We start from the raw sequence: 12,202 nt of genomic DNA, 5'->3' as shown, positions 1-12,202 counted from the left end.
CGCTCAGGGCAGGGCGGTAAACAACTCTCGCCGTGCACCTTCGGTAATCGCCACGATGCCGGGGTGTTTGACCTTGCGTTCCACCGAGATCGCGTAGAACGACTCGGTGACGGCATCGGTCTGGCCAATCAACGCCACGCCGTACTGGCGCACTACTTCATCGGCGATCACGCTGGGCGCGATAAAGATCCCGCTGCCGGATTGGCCAAAGGCCTGCATCAAGGCGCTGTCATCGAACTCGCCGATGATCCTGGGCAGGATCTGCTGCTCGGCAAACCAGCGCTGCAAACGACTGCGTACTACGGTTTCCGCGCCGGGGATCAACAGGGGCGCGCCGTGCAGGCACTGTGGGAAGTCACCGGCGTACCTGTCAGCCAATACTTGGGTGGCGAAAAAACTGATGCCACATTCCCCCAGTTTCTGGCTGTAGCCCTTGATGTCCAGGTGCGAGGGCATGGGGCTGTCGGAGATCACCAGGTCCAGCCGCTGGATCGCCAGGTCGGCCAGTAAACGCTCGAGTTTGTCTTCCCGGCAGGTAATGCGCAGGGGCTCGCTCAATTCCATGGTCGGCGCGATCAGTCGGTACACGATGGACTTGGGCACCACATCCGCCACCCCGACCCGAAACAGGATCTGTTGCTCATTGGGCTGCGCGCGCAGCATCGCCTCCAGTTCATTGCCGGTCTGGAACATCTGTTCGGCATAGGGCAGGGCCTGGCGCCCGGCTTCGGTGAGTTCAAGCTGGCGGCCTACCCGCTGAAACAGCGCAATCCCGTAGGTTTGCTCCAGCAGGCTGATCTGCCCGCTGATGGTCTGGGGCGTGAGGTTCAGTTGCTCGCAGGCGCGCACGATGCTGCCGGTCTTGGCCACTACCCAGAAGTAATGCAACTGTCGGTAATTGAGCATGATGATCGTCACTTCGTAAAAACCGAAGTATACGCGAGGAAAATACGAATTTTCCTGAACTGTTTGCCTGCATAGAATGCCTCGCTATCGCGGGGCCACTATTTGGACCCAATGGTTCTAACGAGGAAGACATGATGAAACTCAATTCCCTGGGCGCGGCATCGTTGCTTGCGCTTTCATTGGTGATGATCAGCGGTTGCGATCAGGTCGAAAAAAGCGCGCAACAGGTCATGGGCAAAGCCACCGAGTCGGCCAAGCAAGCCATCGATGACACCCAGAAAGCTGCCGAGCAGGCGTTGAGTGAAGCGACAAACGGCCTGATCAATCCACAAAAAAAGGACGATCAGGAAGAAAACGAGTCTGAATCGAACACCAAAGAAACCTAATCTCCCCAGCACAACGTCAGGACTGACCTATGGATTACCTTTTACAACTGGCCGCCAGCCCCACCGCCTGGATCGCCCTGGCCACCTTGATCGTGATGGAAATCGTGCTGGGCATCGATAACCTGATCTTTATCTCGATCCTCACCAACAAATTGCCCGAGAAGCATCGGGCCAAGGCACGACGCATCGGTATCAGCATGGCGCTGGTGTTGCGCCTGGGCCTGTTGAGTACCATTGCGTTTATCGTGCAATTGACCACCCCGGTGTTCGAAGTGCTCGGCCAGGCGTTCTCGTGGAAGGACATGATCCTGATCGCCGGTGGCCTGTTCCTGGTCTGGAAGGCCACCACCGAGATCCATCACAGCATGGACCCTGAGCCCGAAGAGAAGACCAGTACCGGTAATGTCGTGGCCATCGGCTTTGCCGCAGCCATCGGGCAGATCCTGTTGCTTGACCTGGTGTTCTCCATCGACAGCATCATTACCGCCGTGGGCATGACCGAGCACTTGCCGATCATGATCATCGCCGTGGTGACCTCGGTGATCGTGATGCTGGTGGCGGCCGAGCCGTTGGCCAAGTTCATCAACGACAACCCGACCGTGGTGATGCTGGCCCTGGGCTTCTTGATCATGATCGGCATGACGCTGATCGCCGAAGGCTTCGGTGCCCATGTGCCTAAAGGCTACGTCTACGCGGCCATGGCCTTCTCGGCCGCCATCGAGTGCCTGAACATCGCCCGACGCAATCGCCACAAGCGTCTGCTCGCTGCCCGGCAGTAACGCTGCAACCCCAAAGGCCGGCTGTGCTCACAAGAGCCCAGCCGGCCTTTTGCTGTCTGTTAGAATCCGCCCACTTGATAGCTTGAGGTCCACCATGAACGAGCCGATTCGCCTTACCCAGTACAGCCACGGCGCGGGTTGTGGCTGCAAGATTTCGCCCCAGGTGCTGGAAGTGATCCTGGCGGGCAGCGGTGCGCAGAACCTTGACCCGAACCTGTGGGTGGGCAACGCCTCCCGCGACGACGCGGCGGTGTATGCCATCGACGATGAGCGTGGGGTGGTCTCCACCACCGATTTTTTCATGCCGATTGTCGATGATCCCTTCGATTTCGGCCGTATCGCCGCCACCAACGCCATCAGTGACATCTACGCCATGGGCGGCGACCCGTTGATGGCCATCGCCATTCTTGGCTGGCCGGTGAACGTGCTGGCGCCGGAGATCGCCCGTGAAGTGATCCGTGGCGGTCGCTCGGTGTGCGACGAAGCCGGCATTCCGTTGGCGGGCGGGCACTCCATTGACGCGCCCGAGCCGATTTTCGGCCTGGCCGTCACCGGCATCGTGCAAAAGCGCCATATGAAGCGCAACGACACCGCCACCGTGGGCTGCCGTCTGTACCTGACCAAACCGTTGGGTATCGGCATCCTCACCACCGCCGAAAAGAAGGGCAAGTTGCGTGAGGCGGATATCGGCCTGGCCCGTGACTGGATGTGCACCCTCAACAAACCTGGCAGCCGTTTCGGCAAGCTGGCCGGTGTGACGGCAATGACGGATGTCACCGGTTTCGGTCTGTTGGGCCATTTGGTGGAGATGGCGGACGGCAGCGCCGTGACCGCACGCATCGAATACGACAAAGTCCCACGTCTGCCCGGGATCGAGGATTACCTGGACCAGGGCTGCATGCCAGGTGGCACTTTGCGCAACTTCGACAGCTACGCAAGCAAGGTCGGGCGTCTGCAGGAATTGCACAAACGCGTGCTGTGCGACCCGCAGACCAGCGGCGGCCTGCTGATCGCGGTCACCCCTGAAGGCGACGCCGAGTTCCGCGCGACGGCGGCTGAATTGGGCTTGAGCCTTGAGCCCATCGGCCAATTGGTTGAGCGACAGACCCACGCGGTAGAGGTGGTTTGATGGCAACTGACATCACCGATTACCGCGACATTTTCCTCAACGACCGGCCGATGATGGATACCCGCGCGCCGGTCGAATTCGCCAAGGGCGCGTTCCCGGGCGTGATCAACCTGCCGTTGATGACCGATGACGAGCGTCAACGCGTCGGCACCTGCTACAAGCAGCAGGGCCAGCAAGCCGCGATTGTGCTGGGGCATGAGCTGGTATCGGGGGCGATCAAGGCTGAACGCATCGAACAATGGGCGCGGTTTGCCCAGGCCAATCCTGACGGTTTCTTGTATTGCTTCCGGGGCGGGCTGCGCTCGCAGATCGTGCAGCAATGGTTGAAGACCGAAGCCGGCATCGAGTACCCCCGGGTCGGCGGTGGCTACAAGGCCATGCGGACCTTCCTGCTGGAGACCCTTGACCAGGCGGCCGCCCACTGTGATTTCGTGTTGCTGGGCGGCATGACCGGCACCGGCAAGACCGAGGTGCTGGGCCAGTTGCGCAACGCCCTGGACCTGGAAGGCCATGCCAACCATCGCGGTTCCAGCTTCGGCAAGCGCGCCACGGTGCAACCTTCCAACATCGACTTCGAAAACCGCCTGGCGGTGGACCTGCTGAAAAAACGCGCGGGCGGCATCGAGCAGTTCGTGGTCGAGGATGAAAGCCGCATGATCGGCAGCTGTGCGCTGCCGTTGCCGTTGCACAAGGGCATGCAGACCTTTCCGATGGTGTGGCTCGAAGACAGCGTCGAAGGCCGCGTCGAGCGCATCCTGCGCGACTACGTCGTTGACCTGTGCGCGGAGTTCATCGCGGTATTTGGTGAGCAGGGCCAGGCGTTGTTTGCCGAGCGCCTGACCCAGAGCCTGGCCAATATCCACAAGCGCCTGGGCGGCGAGCGCTTCCAGCGGTTGCAGGCGATCATGCAGGATGCCCTGGCGGAACAGGTGCGCAGCGGCGCCGTGGACCTGCATCGCGCCTGGATTGAAGGGCTGTTGCGCGAGTATTACGACCCGATGTACGCCTTCCAGCGTGAAAGCAAAGGCGCACGCATCGAGTTTGCGGGAGAGCAGGGCGCCGTCACGGCCTATCTGCGCGAGCGCGCCCTTAGAGGATAAACGCGCCGATCAACCCGCACACCACGCCTACCAGCATGGTCAGCCCGGCCACCGTCACCAGGACCCGCGCATCGAAATCCTTGCGCAGCATCAACAGCGACGGCAGGCTCACGCTGGGCAGGGTCATCAGCAGGGCCACGGCCGGGCCGGTGCCCATGCCCAGAGTCATCATGGTTTGTACGATGGGGATCTCTGCCGCTGTAGGAATTACGAACAGCGTGCCGACAATCGCCAGGGGCACCAGCCATACCAGGCTGTTGGTCATGGCGCCGTCCACATGGGGGAACAGCCAGACCCGCGCGGCGCCGAGTACCAGCACCGCCAGGATATAGATCGGTATGGTGCTCCAGAACAGCTGCCACAGGGTACGCAGCCAGCGACTAAAGAAGGGTTGTGCTTCGACCTGGCTGGCCTCGGCCACCGCGTCCAAGGCAACTTCCGGCACCTGGTCCGGCCGTGCGATGCGTTGTGCCACCAGTGACACACCCACCACCAGCACAATGCCCGCCACCAGCCTCAACGCGGTAAAGCCCCAGCCCAGTACAAAGCCCATGAACACCAGCGTCGCCGGGTTCAGCACCGGGTTGGCAATCCAGAAGGCCAGTGCCGCGCCCACCGACACCTGCTGGCGGCGCATGCCCGCCGCGACGGGGGCCGCGCAGCAACTGCACATCATCCCCGGCAAGGCGAACAGCCCGCCGCGCAAGGTCGAGCCCAGGCCGGCACGGCCAAACAGGCGCAGCAACCAGTCCCGGGGGATCAGCACTTGCAGCAACGAACCGAGAATCACCGCCAGTACGGCAGCCTTCCAGATCGCCAGGAAATACACCTGGGCATAGGCCAGCGCCGCTGCCAGGGGCGAGCTTTGCTGATCGTTGAGGATCGAGGCGCCGATGCTGTGGTTGTCAGCGGCAACAAACGCCTTGAAGTAGTAGGGCGACCACTTCACGTAGTAGAGGCCGACGCAGGCCACCAATAGGAAGAGGGCAGGTTTCCACCAGAACGACCAGCCCCGGACGGGCTGGGTGGAGGCGAGGTTGGGCATGGGGGAGGGTCCGCAGATGAGTCAATAGCGGTGCATCATACGCCCTCAGCTATCGGCACTCACCTGTGTTGGCTGCGGGCAGGTTTCGTCACCGTCGTTCAAGCCCTGCTTGTAGTTGCGGCTGAGCAGCGAGGCTTTGCCGTTGTGCCAGGTCAGCGTCAGTACATACAGCGTGTCGTAGTCGCTGCCGGACCAGTCGTCGGTAATCGTGTGTGTTTCGCCGGAGGCCTCACTGGCCACCTTGTTGATCAGCTCCGGCAAGTAGCCGTGGGACCACGCGGTGTAGATGGTGGCATTGTGGTATTTGTCTTCCACCAGTTCGTCGGCCAGGTCGCTGGTGTCGTTGGCCGAGAACTTGATGTTCACCGGCAGGCCCAGCTTGATGGCGCTGGGGCTGATGGTCATCAACGGGCGAATATAGCTGTAGGAGTTGTCCAGCTCACCTTCCTCGACATTGCGCGTCGGGTTGGCGGCAAACACGAAGTTGGCCTTGCCGAATTTTTCCGGCAGCAGGGTGGCCAGGTTCATTGCTCGGTTCAACCCCTGGCAATTGAGTTGGCCCAGGCCGCCGGCAGGTTTTTCGGCGTGGCGCAGGAACACCAGGGTTTGTACGCCGTCCACTGGTTGGGCGCGGCTTTCGCGGGCGTCGAGGGCGGCGACCATGGCGCCGCTCACCAGCAAAAGTGGCAACATGATGTAAGAATAGCGTTTGAGTCGTTGCACAAGGCGCGGAGGCTTGATCTTCATTATAGGTTCGAGTCTTCGTGCGTCACGTTAAGGCGGACAAGCCTGGCCCCAGTGACGCCTGGGGGCGTCCTGCGGTGTTCCGTGTCGATATAGCGAGGTGCCTCCATTCACCGTTTGGGCGCACTTAAGAGTGCACTCGGGCGTATTGGTTCGCCCACGGGGGATAATAGCCCGCTGATGTTGCGCATTGATGACCCATGCAGGACGTGGGACAGATGATTATCATGGGAGCTTTCCGCCAGGGAGTTTCCCGATGAACCCGATCGCCGCGTTCCCGATCAACAGCAAATGGCCCGCCCGGCATCCGGAGCGCCTGCAACTGTACTCGCTGCCCACGCCCAACGGGGTAAAAGTCTCGATCATGCTCGAAGAACTGGGCCTGCCTTATGAGGCGCATAAGGTCAGTTTCGAGACCCAGGACCAGTTTTCCCCCGAGTTCCTGTCCCTGAATCCCAACAACAAAATCCCCGCGATCATCGACCCCGACGGCCCGGCGGGCCAGCCGTTGGCGCTGTTCGAGTCAGGCGCAATCCTGATCTACCTGGCGGAAAAATCCAGCCAGTTGCTTTCCGAAGATCCGGCGACACGTTATGAAACGATTCAATGGCTGATGTTCCAGATGGGGGGCATCGGTCCGATGTTTGGCCAACTGGGCTTCTTCAATAAGTTCGCCGGCAAGGACTACGAAGACAAGCGCCCCCGCGACCGTTACGCCGCCGAATCCCGTCGCCTGCTGGAGGTGCTGGAAAAACGCCTGCTCGGCCGCACCTGGATCATGGGCGACGACTACAGCATCGCCGACATCGCCACCTTCCCCTGGATTCGCAACCTGATCGGTTTCTATGAATCGGGCGATCTGGTGGGCATTGCCGACTTCCCTAACGTACTGCGCGCGCTGGACGGCTTTGTCGCCCGGCCGGCGGTCATCCGTGGCCTGAGTATCCCGAGCTGAAGCATGCCGACTTTCGATTTCAAACAACTGGATGTATTCAGCAGCGTGTCCCTCAAGGGCAATCCGCTGGCCGTCGTGCTGGGTGCTGACAGCCTCAGCGACCAACAGATGGCTGACTTCGCCAAATGGACAAACCTCAGTGAAACCACGTTTTTGCTGACACCGCGCGATGCTCGGGCGGACTACCGGGTGAGGATCTTTACCACCTTGCAGGAGCTGCCATTCGCCGGGCACCCGACGCTGGGCAGTTGCCATGCGTGGCTCAAGGCCGGTGGGGTGCCCCAAGGCGAGGAGATTATCCAGGAGTGTGAAATCGGCCTGGTGCGTATTCGTCGTCAAGGCGATGAACTGGCGTTTATTGCACCGCCGTTGATGCGCTCCGGCGCTGTGGACTCCGCGCTGCTGGAGCGCGTACGCCGGGGATTGGGCCTGGCGCCGGGGGCCATTGTGCGCAGCCAGTGGGTCGACAATGGCGCGGGGTGGCTCGCGGTGATGCTGGCTGACCGTGACCAAGTTCTGGCCTTGCAGCCGGACTATTCGCAACTGCTCGGGCTGGCCGTCGGCGTGATTGCTCCTTGCAACCCGGCTGACGACGTGGACGCGCAGTTTGAGGTGCGTGCCTTTGTCGCAGGCGACGGGGCCCAGGAAGACCCGGCCACCGGCAGCCTGAATGCCGGCGTCGCACAATGGTTGCTCAGCGAAGGACTCGCGCCGGAGTGCTACGTGGTCAGCCAGGGCACGGCCATGGGGCGTGCGGGGCGGATTCGGGTCGAACGTCAAGGCGATGAAATCTGGATCGGTGGCGCTGTCGCGGTGTGCATCGACGGGCGTCTACAGCTCTAGATCAATACATTATTACGGCCCCCGCAATACACTGTTGGCCCCTGGGCATTTGTGCTGCCGGGGCCTTGGGGCATAAGCTTTCGCCCCAAAGATTTCCCGCCACTTTTTCAGGACAGCCATGACCAGCCAGTTCCCCCAAGCCCGTCCACGCCGCCTGCGCCGCTCCCCGGAGCTGCGTGGCTTGTTCCAGGAAACCGAGTTCACCCTCAACGACCTGGTGCTGCCGATTTTCGTCGAAGAAGAAATCGACGACTTCGTACCGATCACCAGCATGCCCGGCGTGCAACGCATCCCGGAAAAGAAGCTGGCTGCCGAGATCGAGCGCTATGCCCGTGCCGGTATCAAGTCGGTGATGACCTTCGGCGTGTCCCACCACCTGGACGCCAACGGCAGCGACACCTGGAAGGAACGTGGCCTGGTCTCGCGGATGTCCTCGATCATCAAGGACGCGGTGCCGGGCATGATCGTAATGTCCGACACCTGCTTCTGCGAATACACCGACCACGGCCACTGCGGCGTGATGCACGGTGCCCATGTCGACAACGACGCGACCCTGCTCAACCTCGGCAAGCAGGCCGTTGCCGCGGCCCGTGCGGGAGCCGACGTGATCGCCCCTTCGGCTGCCATGGACGGCCAGGTACAAGCCATCCGCCGCGCGTTGGATGAGGCCGGCTTCACCCATATCCCGATCATGGCCTACTCCACCAAATTCGCCTCGGCCCTCTACGGCCCCTTCCGCGAAGCCGGCGGCAGCGCGCTCAAGGGCGACCGCAAAAGCTACCAGATGAACCCGATGAACCGCCGCGAAGCCGTGCGCGAATCACTGCTGGACGAACAGGAAGGCGCGGACGCACTGATGGTCAAGCCGGCCGGTGCCTACCTCGACATCATCCGCGACATCCGCGAAGCCTCGCGCCTGCCAGTGGCGGCGTACCAGGTCAGCGGCGAATACGCGATGATCAAGTTCGGCGCCCAGGCGGGAGCGATTGATGAGGATCGGGTTGTGCGGGAAACGTTGGGATCGATCAAGCGTGCGGGGGCGGATTTGATCTTCACCTACTTCGCGATGGACTTGGCGTTGGCTGGGATCTAAGGGCAACGTACACCCCCTGGTGAGCGAACACTTGTGGTGAGCGAGCTTGCTCGCGTTGGGCTGCGTAGCAGCCCCACGCCCACGATCTACCTTAAATACTTCATCTGCCTGACTAACTGCATTCTGTGAAGTTTGAATTGTGTGGTTGGATGAAGGGGGGGTAATCGCTGGTCTGAATTTTATATATTTTTCCTGGCTTTTGAATAGAAGGCTGCGGAGGGTTGAAAGTTTAGGTTGATGTTTCGGTTCAGTAGTCCGTGCAGGCGGTTATTGGGTTTCCGTCTGTATCTAGTATTACTGTTGCTTTTCTTTATTTTACATATTCAAAATGTGTATTTTTTATAGCTCTCTCCGATTGATTTTCGCTGGTTGAGCTTTTTTTGTATATGTAGTTGACGGCTGTGAGTGAATTTATGCTCAAACATTTGTTGGGTGAAGAAGAATGTCAGTTGCTATCACTTCAACAAAGCAGGGCTCGCCGGTGATTGGCTTGTCAATTTCAATCAAAATTACTGAATCGCCGATTTTTAGTATTGAGCAACTTTGGTCTGCATCTTGGAAAAGCTCGCCGATAATTTTATGAGCCCCATTTGCAGCCGTGATCTCTGGTGTTTTTACGGATGAGGACATGATGTTTTGTCCCCATGAAAATATTTCATCAAGTTCTAACTCTACATCCAGAATTTCACCAGTTTTTAACTTGGTTCCGCTCCATAAAGCTGTGGCATTTCCAAAAGGTGAGTTGAATTTTACTCTCACAGTGCCTTTGTCAGAAAAAATATCAGTTACTTGTATCTTCATTTCACTTCTTCGTCAGGGGAACGCGTACAACAGTATTGTCAACGTTCATGGTGTTGGTTTTTATCTCGAACGTCCATGTCTCTTCATGATAGTGATGCTTGCTTGGCTTGCTATTCATTTCATGAACCCCATAACGAATACTTCTTTTTGCGTCGCTGGAAACAATTCTGTCGCGGTCGGGCTTCCCAGTTCGTGGGTTGATGTTTGTGTGAGGGCCAGGTCCTAGAAATTCATCCCATTTCTGAATGGTTTCTTCCGGCTTTACAGGTTTATTGGCAAAGGTCTCCTTATGGTAGCCCAGTGTAGGTGGAGAGTTGGAGCTTGTGGGCCTGAGTGGGCTGCCTTCATTAACCTGTGCTTTTTCCGCTGGATCTTCAGCACTGGGGTTCGGCTTGCATTTATCCCCGCCTGGACAAGTACTCAGACCTAACGGATCCACCCACCCCATAGGGTTCGGCACGTACTGGTACGCGTTGATCCCACCCGCCAACTTCACCGGATCAGGCGTCAGGTAACACCCAATATCCGGATTGTAGTAGCGATGACGGTTGTAGTGCAGCCCGCTTTCCTGATCAAAGTACTGACCCTGAAAACGTAGCGGGTTGTCGATTGTGCCTTTGTCGAGTCGGCTGATCTGGCCGTAGGCGCGGTAGTGGGCGGACCAGACGATTTCGCCGTCTGGGTCTGTCAGTTCCTGTGGCGTGCCGAGGTGGTCGAGTTGGTAGTGGAAGGCTTTGGTGTTTTTTGGGCCGAAGCCTTCCAGCAGTGCCAGCGGACGGAAACTGTCGGGTTCATAGAGATAGCTGCGGTGGCGATCTGCATGGTGTTCGGCAATCAGCCTGTCGCCTTGCCAGAAAAACTCCGTCGTTAGGCCGTCCACGGTTTTGCTGATGCGCCGCCCAAAGGGATCGTAGCGATAGCTCGCGGTTTGGCCATTGGGTTGGGTGATTCCAATCAGCCGGTGCTGGCAGTCGTAGCGGTATTCGGTGATCAGCGCGTGCCCACGGCCGCGCCGTTCGCGGATGAGGTTGCCGAAGGCGTCATAGTCGTAGTGGCGGTCGCCCTGGATCATCAGGCGGTTGCCGGCGACGATGTCGGGACCGGGGCGGTCTTGCATGAGCAGGTTGCCGGCCGGGGTGTGGCCGAAGCGTTCCTGCAGGTCTTGGGAGTGGTCGGCGCGGGTGAGGCGGCCTAACGGGTCGTAGTGGTAGTGGTGTTCGCCTTTGCGCGTGTCGAGCAGGCGGGTGAGGTTGCCGGATTTGTCGTAGTCGTATTGACGTTGGTAGAGGTGATCTTGCTGTTGAGTGACCGCATGGGCGTGCAGGCGGTGTTGGTCGTCGTAGTGGTAGTGGCTGAGGAGTTGGCCTTGTTGGCGTTGGTGTTCCTGACCCGCCTTGAACAGGTGAGAGGTCAGCAGCGCACCATTTAATTCGACGGTGGCGAGGTGGCCGCCTTTCGCATGATTAAAAACCAGCCGGTTGTTGTCGGGCAGGCGCAGGTGTTGAAGCTGGCCGCAGGCGTCGTAGCCGTAGCGCAAGGTGCCCCAGCCCTGGTGTTCGGCGGTGAGGCGGTTTTGGCGGTCGTATTCGTAGGCCAGCGCCCAGTGGCCGTCGTCGACGCTGAGGAGGTTGCCCTGGCGGTCGTAGGCATATTCAACAAGGCTGCCGTCGGGCAGGTTTTTTCTTACGAGGCGTCCGGCGTGGTCTCGTTCGTAGCGGGTAACGAGCTGACTGCCATCGTCACCGTATTCGGTCTTTTCCTGCAGGTTGCCGTTGAGGTCGTAGACGTAGGCCGTACGCTGCCCATCAAAACCGGTTTCCTGCTGGATCAGGCCATTGGGGTGGTAATCAAGTCGGTAGGTCTCGCCGACTTCGTTTTCGATCTCGGTCAGCAATAACCGCACGTTGTCGTAGCGGTAGTTGACCTGAGTGCCATCAGCGTTGATGCGCCGACTGATCAGGTGCAACCCGTCGGCGTATTCGTAGCGGGTGACGTGGCCCAGTTCGTCGCGTTCGGCGGTGATTTTTCCGTAGGGGTTGTAGCTGTATTCCCGACATGCACCGCCTGGTAATACGACGCGAACCAACCGGCCCCCGCTGTCCCACTGATACTGGGTCAGCGCGCCATGCTCATCCTCGCGGGCCAGCTGCCGGCCGAGATCGTCATAGCGATAACGCTTGATCCCGCCATTCGGCAGTTGCTCTTCAAGCAACTGTCCGCGCTCATTCCACACCAGCCGATGGCAACTGTGATCCGGGTACCAAACCCCAACCAGTTGCCCGTATTTGTCATAGCTGTAGTCGGTGACATGACCATCGGGATCGGTCTTGCGGATGACATCGCCCTGGTCGTTACGCTCGTACTTCCAGACCGCCAGACCCCGCCTTACAACCCGTACGAACCCGTTGTCATGCTCGTAGG

The 12,202-nt window shown here is 59.6% G+C and carries 12 protein-coding genes; 7 read left to right on the top strand and 5 right to left on the bottom strand.

The features are described 5' to 3' along the window. Positions 1-3 precede the first annotated feature (3 nt). Complete coding sequence (nhaR, locus tag BM416_RS24390) at positions 4-906, bottom strand: transcriptional activator NhaR (RefSeq protein ID WP_092489740.1); 903 nt, start codon at positions 904-906, stop codon at positions 4-6. A 134-nt stretch (positions 907-1,040) separates the two neighbouring features. Here nhaR and BM416_RS24385 point away from each other — a divergent pair, with 134 nt between their 5' ends. From BM416_RS24385 to mnmH, 4 genes are all read left to right on the top strand, one after another. Then, a complete protein-coding gene (locus BM416_RS24385; RefSeq protein ID WP_027603160.1) occupies positions 1,041-1,292 on the top strand; it encodes a hypothetical protein in 252 nt (83 codons plus the stop codon). A gap of 29 nt (positions 1,293-1,321) precedes the next feature. Beyond that, positions 1,322-2,071, top strand: coding sequence for a TerC family protein (locus BM416_RS24380; protein WP_065926954.1), 750 nt, complete (start codon positions 1,322-1,324; stop codon positions 2,069-2,071). A 94-nt stretch (positions 2,072-2,165) separates the two neighbouring features. Beyond that, a complete protein-coding gene (gene selD / locus BM416_RS24375; protein ID WP_092489739.1) occupies positions 2,166-3,200 on the top strand; it encodes a selenide, water dikinase SelD in 1,035 nt (344 codons plus the stop codon). Then, positions 3,200-4,300 (top strand): tRNA 2-selenouridine(34) synthase MnmH, encoded by a 1,101-nt coding sequence (gene mnmH / locus BM416_RS24370; protein WP_092489738.1) that lies wholly within the window; start codon positions 3,200-3,202, stop codon positions 4,298-4,300. Before selD ends, mnmH begins: the two co-directional genes overlap by 1 nt. On the opposite strand, the gene BM416_RS24365 is transcribed toward mnmH, so the two are convergent. Both BM416_RS24365 and BM416_RS24360 read right to left on the bottom strand, forming a co-directional pair. Next, on the bottom strand, positions 4,290-5,345 hold the full coding sequence (locus BM416_RS24365; protein ID WP_092489737.1) for a permease: 1,056 nt from the start codon (positions 5,343-5,345) through the stop codon (positions 4,290-4,292). The two genes, mnmH and BM416_RS24365, sit on opposite strands and share 11 nt — an antisense overlap. A 45-nt stretch (positions 5,346-5,390) precedes the next feature. Next, complete coding sequence (locus BM416_RS24360; protein WP_092489736.1) at positions 5,391-6,092, bottom strand: histidine phosphatase family protein; 702 nt, start codon at positions 6,090-6,092, stop codon at positions 5,391-5,393. 253 nt (positions 6,093-6,345) lie between these two features. Between BM416_RS24360 and BM416_RS24355 the strand changes: the two genes are divergently transcribed. The 3 genes from BM416_RS24355 (at position 6,346) to hemB (ending at position 8,980) form a co-directional block, all read left to right on the top strand. After that, complete coding sequence (locus tag BM416_RS24355) at positions 6,346-7,044, top strand: glutathione S-transferase N-terminal domain-containing protein (RefSeq protein ID WP_092489735.1); 699 nt, start codon at positions 6,346-6,348, stop codon at positions 7,042-7,044. 3 nt (positions 7,045-7,047) lie between these two features. Continuing rightward, a complete protein-coding gene (locus BM416_RS24350; RefSeq protein ID WP_092489734.1) occupies positions 7,048-7,887 on the top strand; it encodes a PhzF family phenazine biosynthesis protein in 840 nt (279 codons plus the stop codon). A gap of 118 nt (positions 7,888-8,005) precedes the next feature. Further along, positions 8,006-8,980 carry a porphobilinogen synthase gene (gene hemB, locus BM416_RS24345; protein ID WP_092489733.1) on the top strand — a complete coding sequence of 325 codons (975 nt, stop codon included), beginning with the start codon at positions 8,006-8,008 and terminating at the stop codon, positions 8,978-8,980. A 417-nt stretch (positions 8,981-9,397) separates the two neighbouring features. Here the strand turns inward: hemB and BM416_RS30465 are convergent, their stop codons facing one another. Together BM416_RS30465 and BM416_RS24340 are read right to left on the bottom strand one after the other, a co-directional pair. Further along, positions 9,398-9,781: a hypothetical protein gene (locus BM416_RS30465; RefSeq protein WP_139237773.1), complete on the bottom strand. Its 384-nt coding sequence runs from the start codon at positions 9,779-9,781 to the stop codon at positions 9,398-9,400. Between the two features lies 1 nt (position 9,782). Further along, positions 9,783-12,202, bottom strand: a 2,420-nt coding sequence (locus BM416_RS24340; RefSeq protein ID WP_092489732.1) for an RHS repeat domain-containing protein, incomplete at its 5' end; no start/stop codon positions are given.

Origin of the sequence: Pseudomonas sp. NFACC42-2, from assembly GCF_900116055.1 — a bacterium.
In the GTDB taxonomy this organism is placed as follows: domain Bacteria; phylum Pseudomonadota; class Gammaproteobacteria; order Pseudomonadales; family Pseudomonadaceae; genus Aquipseudomonas; species Aquipseudomonas marginalis.
Note: the sequence above shows the minus strand (reverse complement) of the source record. Positions and strands in the feature narration are given on the sequence as shown.